15 protein-coding genes are annotated in these 16137 nt (G+C 68.4%); 7 read left to right on the plus strand and 8 right to left on the minus strand.

Annotated features, from left to right (window positions below; all coding sequences use genetic code 11):
• Positions 1–5 precede the first annotated feature (5 nt).
• The gene (locus G3N64_RS27570) at positions 6–851 is read right to left on the minus strand and encodes an AraC family transcriptional regulator (RefSeq protein WP_205786746.1); all 846 of its coding nucleotides are present in this window, start codon (positions 849–851) and stop codon (positions 6–8) included.
• A gap of 185 nt (positions 852–1036) precedes the next feature.
• Here G3N64_RS27570 and G3N64_RS27575 point away from each other — a divergent pair, with 185 nt between their 5' ends.
• Complete coding sequence (locus G3N64_RS27575) at positions 1037–1831, plus strand: SDR family NAD(P)-dependent oxidoreductase (RefSeq protein ID WP_205786748.1); 795 nt, start codon at positions 1037–1039, stop codon at positions 1829–1831.
• 24 nt (positions 1832–1855) lie between these two features.
• Here the strand turns inward: G3N64_RS27575 and G3N64_RS27580 are convergent, their stop codons facing one another.
• From G3N64_RS27580 to G3N64_RS27600, 5 genes are all read right to left on the minus strand, one after another.
• Entirely contained in the window at positions 1856–2230 is a 375-nt protein-coding gene (locus G3N64_RS27580) for a hypothetical protein (RefSeq protein ID WP_205786750.1), read from the minus strand.
• Between the two features lie 214 nt (positions 2231–2444).
• A complete protein-coding gene (locus tag G3N64_RS27585; RefSeq protein WP_205786752.1) occupies positions 2445–3515 on the minus strand; it encodes an AI-2E family transporter in 1071 nt (356 codons plus the stop codon).
• Positions 3516–3643: 128 nt separating this feature from the next.
• A complete protein-coding gene (locus G3N64_RS27590; protein ID WP_205786754.1) occupies positions 3644–4753 on the minus strand; it encodes an NADH:flavin oxidoreductase/NADH oxidase in 1110 nt (369 codons plus the stop codon).
• Between the two features lie 141 nt (positions 4754–4894).
• A complete protein-coding gene (locus G3N64_RS27595) occupies positions 4895–5581 on the minus strand; it encodes a type 1 glutamine amidotransferase domain-containing protein (RefSeq protein WP_205786756.1) in 687 nt (228 codons plus the stop codon).
• A 392-nt stretch (positions 5582–5973) separates the two neighbouring features.
• The gene (locus tag G3N64_RS27600) at positions 5974–6999 is read right to left on the minus strand and encodes a substrate-binding domain-containing protein (RefSeq protein WP_205786758.1); all 1026 of its coding nucleotides are present in this window, start codon (positions 6997–6999) and stop codon (positions 5974–5976) included.
• Positions 7000–7187: 188 nt separating this feature from the next.
• Here G3N64_RS27600 and G3N64_RS27605 point away from each other — a divergent pair, with 188 nt between their 5' ends.
• Both G3N64_RS27605 and G3N64_RS27610 read left to right on the plus strand, forming a co-directional pair.
• Positions 7188–8747 carry a glycoside hydrolase family 68 protein gene (locus G3N64_RS27605; RefSeq protein ID WP_205786760.1) on the plus strand — a complete coding sequence of 520 codons (1560 nt, stop codon included), beginning with the start codon at positions 7188–7190 and terminating at the stop codon, positions 8745–8747.
• Between the two features lie 183 nt (positions 8748–8930).
• Positions 8931–10577, plus strand: coding sequence for a glycoside hydrolase family 32 protein (locus G3N64_RS27610; protein WP_205786762.1), 1647 nt, complete (start codon positions 8931–8933; stop codon positions 10575–10577).
• 93 nt (positions 10578–10670) lie between these two features.
• On the opposite strand, the gene G3N64_RS27615 is transcribed toward G3N64_RS27610, so the two are convergent.
• Complete coding sequence (locus G3N64_RS27615) at positions 10671–11420, minus strand: SDR family oxidoreductase (RefSeq protein WP_205786764.1); 750 nt, start codon at positions 11418–11420, stop codon at positions 10671–10673.
• Positions 11421–11570: 150 nt separating this feature from the next.
• On the minus strand, positions 11571–12488 hold the full coding sequence (locus G3N64_RS27620) for a LysR family transcriptional regulator (protein WP_205786766.1): 918 nt from the start codon (positions 12486–12488) through the stop codon (positions 11571–11573).
• 244 nt (positions 12489–12732) lie between these two features.
• On the opposite strand from G3N64_RS27620, the gene G3N64_RS27625 reads away from it, so the two are divergent.
• From G3N64_RS27625 to G3N64_RS27640, 4 genes are all read left to right on the plus strand, one after another.
• Complete coding sequence (locus G3N64_RS27625) at positions 12733–14217, plus strand: PLP-dependent aminotransferase family protein (protein ID WP_205786767.1); 1485 nt, start codon at positions 12733–12735, stop codon at positions 14215–14217.
• A gap of 94 nt (positions 14218–14311) precedes the next feature.
• On the plus strand, positions 14312–14746 hold the full coding sequence (locus G3N64_RS27630; protein WP_205786768.1) for a carboxymuconolactone decarboxylase family protein: 435 nt from the start codon (positions 14312–14314) through the stop codon (positions 14744–14746).
• Between the two features lie 10 nt (positions 14747–14756).
• Positions 14757–15179, plus strand: a complete 423-nt coding sequence (locus G3N64_RS27635; protein WP_205786769.1) for a cupin domain-containing protein — start codon at positions 14757–14759, stop codon at positions 15177–15179.
• Positions 15180–15506: 327 nt separating this feature from the next.
• Positions 15507–16137, plus strand: a 631-nt coding sequence (locus G3N64_RS27640) for a TetR/AcrR family transcriptional regulator (protein WP_205786770.1), incomplete at its 3' end; no start/stop codon positions are given.

A 16137-nucleotide genomic window follows, 5' to 3' on the forward strand; every position in this document is an offset into this window, starting at 1 on the left:
CGCGTTCAGCTCGTCGCGCTGCGGTACTGGCCGGGCGTCGCGGCCGCGATCCGCCGGAACGCACGCTGGAAATGCGCCTGGTCGGCAAAACCGGCGTCGAGCGCGACATCGGCGATCGCCCGGCCGCGGCGCAGCTCCGTGCGGCCGTACTGTACGCGGCGATCGATCAGGAACGCATGCGGCGTCATCCCGTAGCGGGCGTTGAACGCGCGGATCAGATACGACGGCGACAAATCGGCCGCCGCGCAGATCGCATCGAGCGTGACGCCTTCACGGCAGTGCGCGGCGATGTAGTCGGCCGCGCGCGCGAGCTTGGCGTTGTCGTCGCCGGCGCGCGGGCCGGGCAATTCGCGATCGAGCGCGCCGTGCAGCGCCGTGAAGAACTCGACCGCCGCACTCTCCTTGCCGAGCGGATCGATGCCGGGTGCGACCAGCGTGCGGTAGAAGCCGCCAAATTGGGCGAACAGGTCGCGCCGCTCAGTCAACTTCGGCGAAAAACCGTGAAAATCGCTGTTCGGATCGCGGCCCAGCGAATGCTGCAGGCGCGCGAGCCACGGCACGTCGACATAGACCATCCGGTACGCCCACGCATCGGGGCCGTACGGATTGCACGCATGCACCTGTTCCGGATCGATGATCACGAGCACGCCGCGCCCGACGTGCTCGCTCGTCGCACCGTTCAGGTAGGTGCTCGTGCCGCCGACGATCGCACCCACCGAAAACGTGTCGTGCGTGTGCTTCGCGTAGCAGATCGCGCGGCCGTCGTCGACGGTACGCGCCTCGATGAACGGCAGCGCGGCATCCCGCCAGAACGGCGACGGGTCGACGGATCGGTTGGCGGTACGGCTCACGCGGCGGGCTCCCGGTTCGGACGGCGAACGCTCACCGTACAAGACTGTGCGGCGCCGCGCAACCGGATCGCTGGATCGCCTGACCGCCGGCTTCGACGCCGGATCGCGCCATTTCGCCTAAGCTTTGAATTCCGCCCGCCGCGGCACCCGCGGCGGTTCCCGTTCCCTCTTCTCCCGTCACGCTCATGCATATCGATCTGAAAGGCAAGACCGCGGTCGTCACCGCTTCCACCGCCGGCATCGGGTTCGCGATTGCCGAAGGGCTCGCGCGCGCCGGCGCGCGCGTCGTCGTCAACGGCCGCAGCGACGCGTCGGTGCAGTCCGCGCTCGCGCAACTGCGTGCAGCCGTCCCCGAGGCGGACTTCGACGGCGTCGCGGCCGACCTGTCGGATGCCGTCGGCGTCGCGCGCATCACGCAGCACACGCCCGCGGCCGACATCCTCGTCAATAACGCGGGCATCTACGGCCTGAAGGCGTTCTTCGACATCGACGACGCCGAATGGGAACATTATTTCCAGATGAACGTGATGTCCGGCGTGCGCCTCGCGCGGCATTACCTGAAGGGGATGATCGAACGCAACGCCGGGCGCGTCGTGTTCATTTCGTCGGAATCCGGCCTGAACATCCCGGTCGACATGATTCACTACGGCTTCACGAAAACCGCGCAGTTGTCGATCGCACGCGGCCTCGCGAAGCTCGCGGCCGGCACCCACGTGACCGTCAACTCGGTGCTGCCGGGGCCGACGATGTCGGACGGCGTGCGGGCGCTGCTGAAGGAAACGGCCGACGAAACCGGCCGCAGCATCGAAGACGTGGCCGTTGAGTTCGTGCGCAACCATCGCTCGAGCTCGATCATCCAGCGGCCCGCGACGCCCGAGGAAGTCGCGAACCTGGTCGTCTACGTGTGCTCGCCGCTCGCTTCGGCGACGACGGGGGCCGCGCTGCGGGTGGACGGCGGCGTGGTCGACACGATCGCGTGACAGCCGGTGGGCATGGCCGCCGCGCTAGCGCGACGCGGCCTTGCCCGGCTGGAGCGTGCCCTTGCGGTCGGCGTTCATGCAGGAATCGAAGCCGTATTGCGTGACGACGCCGGCCTTGTCGAACACGACGAAATACTCGCGGTGATCGTTGCCGTGCTCGATGAAGTAGTTGTAGCAGACGCCGCTGCCGTTGCGGACCATCCATACGCTGCGCGGATTGCCGCCGGCGCGGACGACATCGGCACGCGTCGCGCCATGCCGCGACGCGGCTCTCGCGAGCGGCGTGCGCGAATACGAGAACGGCAGCCACGAGTCGAACCACGCGCAACCGTGCAACATCAGGCAACTGGCGGCCAGGGACAGCGTCGCTGCGGGACGGGACATCGTAATCAATCGCATGCTTGGGAAAATCTGCTGCGCCATGCCGGCGTGATCGAAAGCCCCATGCTACTCGACCTTTGGGTTCGGATCGAAAAGAAATGTAGAGAACTTTATCCGGATCCCTGCATTGCAGGCCTCGGCGCAAGCCCGATCGTCGCGCGCCGCAGCGACCGGTACGCGCTTGCACGCGCATCCGCGCCGCTGCTTCACCCCGGCGCCTCGGCACGCATCGTCATGCGATCCACTCGGCCCACAGCATCGTCAGCACCGTCATCAGCGCGGGGCCGACGAACAGCCCGATCAGGCCGAACGTCTCGGCGCCGCCGAGGATGCCGAACAGCACGAGCAGGAACGGCAGCCGCGCGGAGCTGCCGATCAGCACCGGCCGCACGAAGTGCTCGGCGACGAACACGACGACGAACCCGAGCACGGCCACCGCGACGGCCCACATGGTCGCGCCCTGCACGAACAGCCAGAGCGCCGCGCCGCAGAACACGACGGGCGCGCAGAACGGCAGCATCGCGGCGATCGCCGTGACGAGGCCGAGCAGCGCCGCATGCGGGACGCCCGCCAGCGCATATGCGATGCCGAGCAGCGCGCCCTCGCCGAGGCCGACGACGACGAGCCCCGTCACCGTGCCGAACACGGCCGCGACCATCCGCTCGATCAGCTCCGCGCCGTTGTGCCCGAACGCGCGCCGCGCGCCCTGCAGCAACGCCCCCGACAGCTTGTGGCCCGCGCGCAGGATCACGAACAGCGTGACGAGCATGAAGCCGAATTCGAGCAGCGCATGCGCGAGCTTCGTGCCGAACTGCCGGCCGAACGCGAGGAATTTCTCGCTGTTGACGCCGTGCATCGCGCTGGCCGCATGCAGCGGATGGCCGAGGTTGGCCTGCCACCATTCGGTGATCTGTGCCGCGCCGTAAGGCAGCCGGCCGACCACGTCCGGCACCGGGATGCCGTTGTCCTGGATCGTGCGCAGCCACTCGCGCAGGTCATGCGCCTGCCCGATCGCCTGGGTCGCCGCGACGGCCACCGGCAGCACGACCAGCAACGAGATCGCCGCCGTGATGACGAGCGCGATGAGCGTCGGGCGGTTGCGGAACAGCCGGTGCGATTCGAAGCGCTTCAGCATCGGCCACATCGCGATGGCGATCACGCAGGCCCACGCGATGGCGGGAATGAAATCGCGGATCACCCACAGCGCGATCACCAGCAGCGCCGCATACAGCACGGCGCGGGCGACCTGCTGCGCACGCGGCCGCGTGGCGGGATCGTGAGACGACGGGACATGTGCGCCCATGGCACCTCGGTCGAAATGAAAAAAATGGCGGTTCGCGCAGGCCACCGGCCTGCGCGAACCGCCATTCTATCCATCGGCGCCGGATCGGCGGCGCACGTCATGCGCGCGCCGCCCTGCACCGCGCCTGCTCAGGCCACCTTGTCGGCGGTCCGGTAGCGCTCGAGCCAGTGCGCGTACGGCGCGGGCAGCGTCCACGACGGACGCTCGACGCCGAGTTGCTTGGCCGCGTAGTACGGCCAGTGCGGGTCGGCCAGATGCGCGCGGCCGACCATCACGAGATCGAGCTGCGCTTCCGCCACCACGCGGTTCGCCAGTTGCGGCGTGTCGATCCCCCACGCGGACGATACCGGCAGGCCGGCCTCGCGCCGCACGCGCTCGGCGATCGGCGCGAGGAACGCCGGACCCCACGGAATCTGCGCGTCGGGCGTCGAGAAGCCGACCGACACGCTCAGCATGTCGAGCCCTTCCTGCTTCAGCCGCTGCGTGAGCGCGATCGACTCGGCGAGCGTCTCTTCGTCGCGGCCGTCGTATTCGATCACGCCAAAGCGTGCGGTCAGCGGCAGATGCTCGGGCCATACCTTGCGGACGGCCGCCAGCGTTTCGACGAGGAAGCGGCCGCGGTTCTCGGCCGAACCGCCGTACTCGTCGTCACGCTGGTTCGCATGCACCGAGAAGAAGCTCTGGCCGAGATAGCCGTGCGCGAAGTGTAGTTCGAGCCATTCGAAGCCCAGGTCGCGCGCGCGCTTCGCCGACGCAACGAAGTCGGCCTGCACGCGGGCGATGTCGTCGCGCGTCATCGCCCGCGGCGTCTTCGGCAGATGCGCGCCGAACGGCACCGCAGACGGCGCGATGGTCTGCCAGCCGCGCGGATCGCCGTCGGCGATATGGTCGTCGCCTTCCCACGGACGGTTCGCGCTCGCCTTGCGGCCCGCGTGCGCGATCTGGATGCCGGGCACCGCGCCGGCTGCCTTGATCGCCGCGACCGACGGCGCGAACGCTTCGGCCTGCGCGTCGTTCCACAGCCCCGCGCAGCCCGGCGTGATGCGCCCTTCCGGCGACACGGCCGTCGCCTCGGCGATCACGAGGCCCGCACCGCCGCGCGCGATGCCGGCCAGATGCACGTGATGCCAGTCGTTGACGACGCCGTCCTCGGCGACGTACTGGCACATCGGCGGCACCGCGATGCGGTTGCGCAGCGTGACATCCTTGAGTTTGAACGGTTCGAACAGGGCAGACATCCACGGCTCCTTTGCTTGGTTCTGCAAAACGACTGGAAACGCGCCGTGCGGTGCGCACGACGGAATGACTCGGGCCGTCGCCGGGCGGCTTGCGCCCGGCGACGGATACGGGATGGCGCCGGCCCGGCCGGCGCCGTCGGCTCAACGGCGGCCGAGCTGCGCGAGCAGCGCCTCGGCGGCAGGCTCCGACGACGCGGGGTTCTGCCCCGTGATCAGCAGGCCGTCGGTGACGACATGCGGCGCCCAGTCGGCGCTGCGCTCGAATTGCGCGCCGTTGGTCTTCAGCATGTCCTCGACGAGGAACGGCACGACTTCCGTCAGTTCGACGGCCGCTTCCTCGCTGTTGGTGAAGCCCGTCGCGCGCTTGCCGCGCACGACCGATTCGCCGGTCTGCGGGTTCTTCACGTGACGCAGCACGCCCGGTGCGTGGCAGACGGCCGCGACCGGCTTGCCGGCCGCCAACGCGCGCTCGATCAGGCCGATCGAATGCAGATCCTCGGCGAGATCCCATAGCGGGCCGTGGCCGCCCGGGTAGAACACGGCGTCGTAATCGTCCACGGACACGTCGGTCAGCTTGAGCGTCGAAGCAAGGGCGGCCTTGGCCGCCGTATCGGCTTCGAAGCGGCGCGTCGCGTCGGTCTGGGCAGCCGGATCGTTGCTTTTCGGGTCGAGCGGCGGCTGGCCGCCCTTCGGCGACGCGAGCGTCAGCTCGACGCCCGCGTCCTTGAACGTGTAGTACGGCGCGGCCAGTTCCTCGAGCCAGAAGCCGGTCTTCTTGCCGGTGTCGCCGAGCGTGTCGTGCGAGGTCAGGACAACCAGAATCTTCATGATCGGACACTCCTTCGAAAAATGGATGGGGAACGGGGCCGCCCAACCGGACAACCCGGCCGGCGCGGCACGCCTGTCGGTTAGTCAGCTGTGACGCGTCAACGTGCGACCCGCGTATCCGAATGCGACATGCGCCTATTAGACCAGTCGTCTAGAAAAATTGGAAATAAAGCGGCGGCGTCTCGCTGTACCACCTGCATGCAACGCGAAATGGCATTTTCGCGTCGTTGCTGCATGCACCGCAGACCAGACGTCGCCGCATCCATGAGGACGGATGATAGCCCTGGATTAGACCGGTCGTCTAGTAAACAGGTAATCGCCCCTGCCATCGTCATGGCCTTTTCGGATGAGCGCGATCCGCCGGCGTCCGCAGGCGCCCGCGCCCCTCGCCTTCACCGCGCCGGCTGGCCGCGCAACGGACCGTCGGTGTCGCCTGCCTCGATGACCGGCGCCTCGAGCCGATGCTCGCGCACGCCATCGCCCAGCAGCCGCAGCATCAGTTCCGCCAGCGCGCGCCCCGACGCGTGACCGGTCGGCTGCACGACCGCCGTCACGCGATACGGATGCGCGATGTCCGGCGGCACGCCGTCGTAGACGATCAGCGACAGGTCCTCGCCCAGCCGCAGCCCGCTGTCCACGAGCGCACGGAACGCGCCGCCGCCTGCGATGTTGTTGTCGACCAGCAGCGCCGTCGGCCGCTCGGCGTGCGCGAGCAGCGCCCGCGCCGCCTGCAGCCCGCCGTCGTGCGTAAACGGGCATTCGACCAGCAGCGCCGGATCCGGCTCGATGCCGGCTTCGCGCAGCGCCGACAGATAGCCCGCACGGCGCTGCGCCGCGAAATTCAGTGCAAGCGGCGCGCTGATCATCGCAATGCGCCGGTGCCCGAAACCCATCAGCCTGCGCACCGCGTCCCGCGCGCCGGCCTCGTTGTCGAAATCGAACCACACATGCGGCTCGGCCGTCTGCGTCCGGCCGTAAGCCACGTACGGAAACGCGCTCGCCTGCAGGTACGCGATGCGCGGATCGTCGACGAGCGTGCGCGCGACGATCAGGCCGTCGACGAGCTTGCCGTCGACGATGCGCCGATAGGTGTCCAGCTCCGCATTCGGTCGCGCCGACGCGATGATGAAATCGAGATTGCGTTCCGCGAGCCGCTCGGTGATGCCCGCGACGACCTCGCCGAAACGCGGATCGCCGAGATCGTCGGCGCCGAACGGATAGACGATCCCGATCACGTCCGCGCGCCCGGTCGCCAATCGGCGCGCGGTCGGATCCGCCACGTACCCCATTTCCCGGGCAGCCCGCGTCACGCGTTCGCGCGTCGCCTCGCTGACGTCGTCGTAGCCGTTCAGCGCGCGGCTGACCGTCGTCCGCGACAGCCCGAGCGCGTCCGATAGCGCCTTCAGATTCACCTTCACCGTCGTTCCTCACACTCGATGTGCCCGCGCGGCATGCCGATTTCCGGCAATTGTTTCCGCTCGGTAGTGATTACCGTCAATTAATTATCTTTTGACGTCCAAACCGGTTTGAAATAGCATCCAAACCGGTTTGGACATCGATGCCACCCTCAGCAGTTCCTTTTCACGTCAACAGAGACAACGCCGAGATGACATATTTTCCTTTTTGCCGCACGACTGCGGCCAAACGTTTGCTTTTCGCCGGCGCCGCACTGGCCGCTTTCGCGTCCGCTTCGCATGCGCAGACCGCCGGCGCTCCCGCGCCCACGCCACATACGCAGCAGGCATACGACCCCGAAGGAAACTTCACGATGCGCTGGACCCGCGCGGACATCCGCCAGATCGTCGCGCAGTCGCACACGGCCGGCGCCGACAAGAATTCGCTGCCGCAAGCGCTGACGATGCCGGACATCCCGCAGGATTTCCCGCTGATCAACTCGGACGTGTGGGTGTGGGACACCTGGCCGCTGGCCGACCTGCGCGCGAACCAGCTCAGCTACAAGGGCTGGGAGGTGATCTTCTCGCTCACCGCCGATCCGCATGCGGGCTACACGTTCGACGACCGTCACGTCCATGCGCGCATCGGCTTCTTCTACCGTCGCGCGGGCATTCCCGCGTCGCAGCGCCCCGCGAACGGCGGCTGGACCTGGGGCGGCCACCTGTTCCCCGACGGCGCCAGCGCCAAGGTGTTCGGCACCGCGCCGATGACCAACAACGCCGAATGGTCGGGCTCCGCGCGCCTCACGAACGGCGACAACGTCAACCTCTACTACACCGCGACGTCGTTCAACCGCTCGGCGCCCGGCGGCGCCGACATCACGCCGCCGCAGGCGATCATCACGCGCGCCGACGGCCATATCCACGCCGACGACAAGCACGTGTGGTTCAGCGGCTTCGATAATCACAAGGCGCTGCTGCAACCGGACGGCAACTACTACCAGACCGGCCAGCAGAACACCTACTTCTCGTTCCGCGATCCGTTCGTATTCACCGATCCCGCGCACCCGGGCAAGACCTACATGGTCTTCGAGGGTAATACGGGCGGCCAGCGCGGCGCACGTACCTGCACCGAAGCCGATCTCGGCTACGCGCCGAACGATCCGTACAAGGAAGATCTCAACGCGGTGATGAATTCGGGCGCAGTGTATCAAAAGGCCAACGTCGGCCTCGCGGTCGCGACGAACCCGCAACTGACCGAATGGAAGTTCCTGCCGCCGATCCTGTCGGCGAACTGCGTCGACGACCAGACCGAGCGCCCGCAGATCTACCTGAAGGACGGCAAGTACTACCTGTTCACGATCAGTCACCGAACGACGATGGCGGCCGGCGTCGACGGACCGGACGGTGTGTACGGCTTCGTCGGCAACGGCATCCGCAGCGACTTCCTCCCGCTGAACGGCGGCAGCGGCCTCGTGCTCGGCAATCCGACCGACTTCTCCGCGCCGGCCGGTGCACCGTATTCGCAGGACCCGAACCAGAACCCGCGCGAATTCCAGTCGTATTCGCACTACGTGATGCCGGGCGGGCTCGTCGAGTCGTTCATCGATGCGATCGGCCCGCGCCGTGGCGGCACGCTCGCGCCGACGGTGAAGGTCGGCATCAACGGAACGTCGACGACGGTCGATCGCACCTATGGGCGCGGCGGGCTCGGCGGCTACGGCGACATTCCGGCGAACCTGCCCGCGACGGGTGCCGGCCACAACCAGTGAAATCACGATAACCAACAATAATAACGATCGCTGGTAAAGGCACGAGGTTAGGGAGGGAGGCGCATATCGCGCGTGTCGCGTGCGCGCCTCCCCATTTTCTTCTTCCATCCATTGCGCACACCGCCGTTGAAAGCGGCATGCGCCCTCCTTTCCCGCTTTGCAAGGCGGAGCACGTGACCCCGCATGATATCGACGTATTTCCGCTTTTCCATCCGGATCGCCCGGATGCTGCTGGCCTGCGCGGCCTGCACCCAGGTCGCCGCCGCACCTTGCAGCGCGCCGGCCGACAACGGCACGCCGCAATGGCGACCCGCCGTCCACTACACGCCGCAGCGTAACTGGATGAACGATCCGAACGGGCTCGTCTACGACAACGGCCGCTATCACCTGTTCTACCAATACAATCCGGTCGGCAACGACTGGGGCAACATGTCGTGGGGCCACGCGACGAGCACCGATCTCGTCCACTGGCGCGAGCATCCGGTCGCGATGCGCGCGAACGCGACGGAGGAAATCTTCTCCGGCTCGATCGTCGCCGACACGCTCAACACGTCCGGCCTGGGCAAGCCGGGCCGCACGCCGCTCGTCGCGCTTTATACGAGCGTGTACAAGGCGGGCTCCGGTCACGCGCCGGGCACCCAGGCGCAGTCGCTCGCGTACAGCCTCGATCAAGGCGCGACCTGGCAGCCGTATGCACACAATCCGGTGCTGACGCTCGATCCGGAATCGAAGCAATTTCGCGATCCGAAAGTGTCGTGGTACGCGCCGGGCGGCTACTGGCTGATGACGACGGTCGTCGCCGACGCGCACGTCGTGAAGCTCTATCGCTCGGACGACCTGATCCACTGGAATTTCCTGAGCGACTTCACGCGGCCGGGCGTGCCGCACGACGGCACGCTGTGGGAAATGCCCGACCTCGTGCCGCTGCCGCTCGACGGCGACCCCGCACGCACCAGGTGGGTCATGATCGTCAACGTCAACCCGTGGTCGATTGCCGGCGGCTCCGGCGCCATGTACTTCGTCGGCCACTTCGACGGCCGCACGTTTACGCCGGATCACATCGCACCGGCCGGCTCCGATCCCGCGCAATTCCGCTGGGTCGACCATGGCGCGGACTTCTACGCCGCCGGCACCTTCTCCGGCGCGCCCGGCTCACGGCCGGTCGCGATCGCGTGGATGAGCAACTGGGATTACGCAGCGAAAGTGCCGACCACGCCGTGGCGCGGCGCGACGACCCTGCCGCGCGAACTGTCGCTGAAAACGATCGACGGCGAGCCGACGCTCGTCGTCACGCCGGCCGCCGCATTCGATGCATGGGCGGACGGCAGGCCCGCCGTGCATGAAGGCAACCTCACGGTCGACTCCACGACACGCGCGCTGTCGGCCGCGACACGCGGCGTCGTCCAGCGCATCACGGTCACGATCACGCCGCAGCACGCGGCACGTGCCGGCCTGATCGTCCGCCAGTCGGCGGATGGTTCGATCGGCACCCGGATCGTGTACGACACGGCGAAGCGCACGCTGACGCTCGACCGCTCCCGGTCCGGCGAAGCGAATTTCGCGGACACGTTCAGCCGCGAACACATCGTGAACCTGCCGCTCGAGCACGGGCAGTTGCGGCTCGAGATCGTCGTCGATCGCGGCTCGGTCGAAGTGTTCGCGAACGGCGGCCGCGTGGCGATCACCGACCTGATCTTTCCGCCGCTCGACGCGGACCGCGTCGCCGTGTTTGCCGAGCAGGGCCGCGCGACGTTCTCCGGGCTCACGGTGACGCAGCTCAAAGCCGGCGGCGACAGGCGTGACGGGCATGGCGCCTGTGCGGCGCGATAGATGCGAGGTGCGGACGCCGTGCGTCCGCATGCGACGGGAACTTCCGCCCGGCGTCACGCCGGGCGGTTGCAGCCCCCGCCGGGGCCTCGCCGATCAGAGCAACCCCATCCCGCCGGACGCGATGATCTCCGCACCGACGATGAACGCGGATTCCGGCGCGCTGAGGTGCAGCACCGTCGACGCGATTTCCTCCGGCGTGCCGAACCGGCCGACCGGGACGAGGCCCTTGATCTTCTCGGCCGTCTCGTCGAGCGTCGCCGCATCGAGCCCGAGCTTACCGTAGAGCGGCGTCTGCACGGGCCCCGGGCTCACGACGTTCACGCGTACGCCGTGCGGCAGCAGTTCCGTCGACAGCGTCTTCGCGAACGAATTGACGGCCGCCTTGCTCGCCGCGTACACGGACGAGCCGGGCATCCCGATATGCGCATTGATCGAGCCGTTGATCACGATCGACGCGCCGCGGTTCAGCAGCGGCACCAGCGACTGGATCTGGAAATACGCGCCCTTCACGTTGGTGTTGAACACGAGATCCCACATCGCCTCGTCGCTGTCGGCGAACGGCGCGAGTTTCGCGACGCCCGCGTTGATGAACACGGCGTCGAGCCGCGCCCCCGCCGACGCGATCGCATCGGCCAGCGCACGGGCCGACGCGACGCTGCCGGCCTCGTTGCGGATCGCGAGCGCGCCCTCGCCGAGTCTTTGCCGCGCGGCCTCGAGCGTCTGCGCATCGCGCCCGGTGATGATGACGCGTGCACCTTCTGCCGCGAATGCGTTGGCGGCCGCCAGGCCGATGCCGCTGTTGCCGCCCGTAACGAGGACCGTCTTTCCTTCGAAGCGTTGCATGATGTTCTCCTGTGAACCGGTGAGTTGACCGTGGACACAGGATGCGCGCCGCGTCCGGCCTTGCCGTACGACGTGCGCGACGAACATGTTCGAAGTTGTCGAACATGTTCGAGCGGGCGGGTTCGATTGCCCCGTTCTCTTCCGCCCGTGTCAGCCGGCCACGTCGATGCCGTCGAGCAGGCGCTGCGCGAGCCTCGGTTCGCGCAATTGCTCGAGCCACCACTGCAGCGCGCGGCCGTCGCGGTCGCCGTGCCACGCGACATACAGCAGGTTCGGCTCGCGCGGATCGGCCGTCTGCTTTTCCACGAGTTCGCCCCGTGCGAGCAACGACGCCACGCGCCGGCGCGGCACCCAGCCGACGCCGAGCCCGTCGCGCTGCGCGAGGATCTTCGCGCGCATCGACGGCACCGCGAGCACGGCCTGTCCGCCGAGCAGGCCATAGGCCCGGCCGGCCGCGCGCCGCGACGAATCGGCCACGACGACCGCCCGGTGCGCGCCGATCGCGTCCCGCGTCAGCGCGCCGCTCGCGGCGGCCAGCGGATGGCGCGGCGACACCGCGAACACCCACTCCATCGTCCCCAGCTCGAACCACTTGAAGCCGGGAATCGCCGGCGGCTCGTTGGTCGCGCCGACCACCAGGTCCGCACGGCCGTCGCGCAGCGCTTCCCAGGTCCCGCCGAGCACTTCGTGCGTGAAACGCAACGACACGCCCGAGTCGAGCGCATCGAACGCGCGGACGACCGGCAGCAGCGTGTCGAACTCCAGCACCTCGTCGCTGACGATCCACAGCCGGTCCTCCCAGCCGCTCGCGACCTGCCGTACGCGCTGCGTCAGCCGCGCGACGTCCAGCGACAGCCGCGCCGCCTCGTCGGTCAGCAACTGTCCGGCCGGCGTGAGCTGCAGCCGGTAGCCGCGCCGGTCGAACAGCAGCGCGTCGAAGCGGTTTTCGAGCTGGCGCGCCGCGTGCGACACCGTCGACGGCGCCTTGCCAAGCCGCGCGGCCGCACGCGACAGGCTGCCGGTCGTGCGAATCGCGTCGAGCAGCGCAAGTTCGTCTTCGGACAGCATGGGCTCGCTCCGGTGTGAGGTTGTCGTGATTCCCGTGGATCGTAAGGCAGCGGCGGGCCGAGGTCCAATCGGACGATGCGGGCCGCCGATCCAGGGCACAGCTGCGCCGCCCGGTCGGTTCGGCCCGGCGCCCCGATTCCTTGCGGCCTGGCGACCGGTATCGGCGTCCCGCAACGCCACCGCCGCGGCCGACTTCCGGTATGCTGATTGGCACGAAATCACGGCAATTGAGGTAACCACTGCGATGGACATCGCGATCCGCATCGAAGGCCGTCACGACCTGACCGGGCAGATCTTCCGGCAACTGCGCACCGCGATCGTCGACGGGCGGCTCGCCGGCGGCGCGCGGCTGCCGTCGACGCGCGACCTCGCGAAACAGCTCGGCGTATCGCGCAAGACGACGCTCGACGCGTTCGAGCGTCTCGTCGCCGAGGGCTACCTGAATACGCGCGCGGGCGACGGCACGTTCGTCGCCGACGGCCTCGCGCGCGTGCCGCACGCGGCGGCCATGTCCGCGTCGTCGCTCGTCGAGGACACGCCGCGCATCGACGCGGTCGATGCGCGCGCGCTGTGGGACGACCTGCCCGACGCGCTTGCGATGCCCGCGCCGCAGGATGCGCCCGGCTTCGACTTCCGCGGCGGCGTGACCGACAAGGCGCTGTTCCCGTTCGACGCGTGGCGGCGCTGCCTGCATCACGCGCTGCGCCAGCAGATGCGCGGCCCCGCCCAGTACCACGACCCGGCCGGCGATCCGCAGTTGCGCGGCGCGATCGCGCGCTACGTCGCGTTCAGCCGCGCGGTGGCGTGCGGCTGGGACGACGTGCTCGTCACGCAAGGCGCGCAACAGGCGCTCGACCTGATCGCTCGCGTCGTCGTGCGGCCCGGCGACGTGGTCGCGGTCGAGGATCCCGGCTATCCGCCCGCGCGCGCCGCGTTCGCGTCGCTCGGCGCGACGGTGATCGGCGTGCCGGTCGATGCGCACGGCCTCGTCACGGACCGGCTGCCCGACGACGCGCGTCTCGTCTACGTGACGCCGTCGCATCAGTTCCCGCTCGGGATGCCGATGACGCTGGACCGGCGCGTCGCGCTGCTCGAATGGGCGCAGCGCCGCCGCGCGGTGATCATCGAGGACGACTACGACGGCGAGTTCCGCTTCGAAGGCCGGCCGGTGGAATCGCTGAAGAGCCTCGATCGCACGGGCCTCGTCGCATATGTCGGCACGTTCTCGAAGACGATCTTTCCCGAACTGCGGATCGGCTACGCGATTCCGCCGCGTGCGCTGCGCGGCGCACTGGCCAAGGCGAAGCAGATCGTCGACTGGCATACCTGCACGCTCACGCAGGCGGCGCTCGCGCGCTTCATGCTCGAAGGCGACTTCGCGCGGCACCTGAAGCGCGTGCAGAAGCACTACGATGCGCGCCGCAAGATGCTGATCGCGCATCTGCGCGGCGAACTCGCGCCGTGGTTCGACGCGATCGTGCCGACCGCCGGCATCCACCTCGCCGCGTACCTGAAACCGGGGCTCGACGAAGCGGCGCTGGTCCGCGCGGCCCGCGCGCAGGACATCGGCCTGTACGGCATCTCGGCGTTCCACGTCGGCGTGCCGGTGCGTGCGGGGCTGCTGTTCGGCTATGGCGGGATCGACGCGCTGCGCATCGACACGGCGCTTGCGACGCTGGCCGGCCTGCTGGGTTCGGATCGCATCGGCGGCACTCCACTGGTTACCTGAATTTTCCGAAAATTGGCCATTCAAGCAGGCCAGCATGCGGCCTAAAGTAGGTCCTGTCGCGCCACCGTGCGCCCCAACCGAAAAAGGACCTGCCATGCAACGCCTGAACTTCTATACCGCCAGCCCGAACGCGATCAAGGTGATGCGCAACGCCGAGGAATTCCTCGCGAAGAGCTCGATCGAGAAACCGCTCGCCGAACTCGTCCGCCTGCGCGCGTCGCAGATCAACGGCTGTGCGTTCTGCGTCGACATGCACACGACCGACGCGCGCAAGGGTGGCGAGACCGACCGCCGCCTGGCCACCGTCGTCACGTGGCGCGAGACGCCGTTCTTCACCGAGCGCGAGCGCGCGGCTCTGGAATGGACCGAGGCGCTGACGCTGGTCGCCAGCAACCACGTGCCCGACGCCGTCTGGGACGCCGTGAAACCGCACTTCACCGACGAGGAGCTGTTCGACCTGTCGATGCTGATCGCGACGATCAACTCGTGGAACCGCTTCGCGATCGCGTTCCGCAAGATGCCCGAGTAAGGAGACGACGATGACTGACGCTACGTTCCGCCGCGCCGCCCTGTGCGCGTGGCTTGCAGCCGGCGCCGCGCTGCTGCCGGCCGCCGCCCGGGCGCACGACGCCGGCAACAACGTGCACACGGTCATGCAGCAGGCCGTGCCTGAAGCGCCCGGCAAGCTCGCGGTCGTCGCGACCGTCGACTATGCGCCCGGCCAGGCGTCCGACGCCCACCGGCACCTCGGCTCGGTGTTCGCGGTCGTGTCGAAAGGCGAAGTGCTGTCACAGGTGAACGGCGGCCCGCTGCACCGCTACCGCGCCGGCGAAGGCTGGTACGAAGCGCCCGGCTCGCGCCACCAGGTGTCGCGCAACGCGAGCGCGACGGAGCCCGCGCAGCTCGTCGTGTTCGGGCTGACCGGCGAACGCGTGCCGCTGACGTCGCCGATCGATCAGTAACCGCTTTCCGGGGCGCGTGCCATTGTCCAGGCACGTGCCCTCGCTTCGCGGCCGGTTTTCCTGCCGGTTCCCTGCTGTCGCCCCGCCACTCCCCGCTGTTTCCCCGCTGTTTCCCCGCTGTTTCCCCGCTGTTTCCCCGCTGTTTCCCCGCTGTTTCCCCGCTGTTTCCCCGTTAGCCGCTCCCTACACTCCGCCGCCGGCTTGCCGCGCCGCGCCGCGTCGCAACCCTGCCCGCCCGTGCCCCCGTTCGACGCTCGCCTGATCGCGATCAACTCCGGCGAAAACCCTTCCTTGAAATTAACTAACTCATCAATTAGCGTCGATTTCATGAACGCGAAATCCACCGTCGCCAGGCCGCGCGGGCGCCGCCCGTCGGTCGACGATTTCGACCTGCGCGACCACATGCTCGACGTCGCGATCCAGTTGTTCGCCGAGCGCGGCATCGCCGCGACGACCGTCGCGCAGATCGCCGCAGCAGCAGGCGTCACGTCGGCGATGGTCCACTACTACTTCACGAATCGCGAGCAGTTGCTCGACGCGATCGTCGAGGAGCGGCTCGCGCAGGTCATCGCGTTCGTGTGGCGGCCGACCGAGCCGCAGATCGACAACGATCCGTTCGCGCTCGTCGCCGAACTCGTCGACCGCTTCTTCGACGTCACGCACCGCATGCCGTGGCTGCCGTCGATCTGGCTGCGCGAGATCGTCCATGAAGGCGGGTTGCTGCGCGAGCGGATGGTCCGGCGCATTCCGCTCGACCATGTCGGGCGCTTTGCCGAACGCATTCGCGGCGCGCAGCAGGCCGGCACGCTGAACCCCGCGCTCGAACCGGCGTTCCTGTTCCATTCGATCATCGCGCTGGTGATGCTGCCGCTCGCGACCGCGAAACTGTGGCAAAGCGCGCGCGGCCTGCCGCCGATCGACCGCGACGTGCTGCACCGGCATGTCCGCGCGCTGCTCG

This window comes from Burkholderia sp. Ac-20344, assembly GCF_017104975.1.
Taxonomy (GTDB): domain Bacteria; phylum Pseudomonadota; class Gammaproteobacteria; order Burkholderiales; family Burkholderiaceae; genus Burkholderia.

Excerpts from the sequence above, each read along its gene's own strand:
- G3N64_RS27575 (WP_205786748.1), top strand. The coding sequence starts at position 1,037 with ATGCATATCGATCTGAAAGGCAAGACCGCGGTCGTCACCGCTTCCACC.
- G3N64_RS27580 (WP_205786750.1), bottom strand. The coding sequence starts at position 2,230 with ATGCGATTGATTACGATGTCCCGTCCCGCAGCGACGCTGTCCCTGGCC.
- G3N64_RS27585 (WP_205786752.1), bottom strand. The coding sequence starts at position 3,515 with ATGGGCGCACATGTCCCGTCGTCTCACGATCCCGCCACGCGGCCGCGT.
- G3N64_RS27590 (WP_205786754.1), bottom strand. The coding sequence starts at position 4,753 with ATGTCTGCCCTGTTCGAACCGTTCAAACTCAAGGATGTCACGCTGCGC.
- G3N64_RS27595 (WP_205786756.1), bottom strand. The coding sequence starts at position 5,581 with ATGAAGATTCTGGTTGTCCTGACCTCGCACGACACGCTCGGCGACACC.
- G3N64_RS27605 (WP_205786760.1), top strand. The coding sequence starts at position 7,188 with ATGACATATTTTCCTTTTTGCCGCACGACTGCGGCCAAACGTTTGCTT.
- G3N64_RS27610 (WP_205786762.1), top strand. The coding sequence starts at position 8,931 with ATGATATCGACGTATTTCCGCTTTTCCATCCGGATCGCCCGGATGCTG.
- G3N64_RS27615 (WP_205786764.1), bottom strand. The coding sequence starts at position 11,420 with ATGCAACGCTTCGAAGGAAAGACGGTCCTCGTTACGGGCGGCAACAGC.
- G3N64_RS27620 (WP_205786766.1), bottom strand. The coding sequence starts at position 12,488 with ATGCTGTCCGAAGACGAACTTGCGCTGCTCGACGCGATTCGCACGACC.
- G3N64_RS27625 (WP_205786767.1), top strand. The coding sequence starts at position 12,733 with ATGGACATCGCGATCCGCATCGAAGGCCGTCACGACCTGACCGGGCAG.
- G3N64_RS27630 (WP_205786768.1), top strand. The coding sequence starts at position 14,312 with ATGCAACGCCTGAACTTCTATACCGCCAGCCCGAACGCGATCAAGGTG.
- G3N64_RS27635 (WP_205786769.1), top strand. The coding sequence starts at position 14,757 with ATGACTGACGCTACGTTCCGCCGCGCCGCCCTGTGCGCGTGGCTTGCA.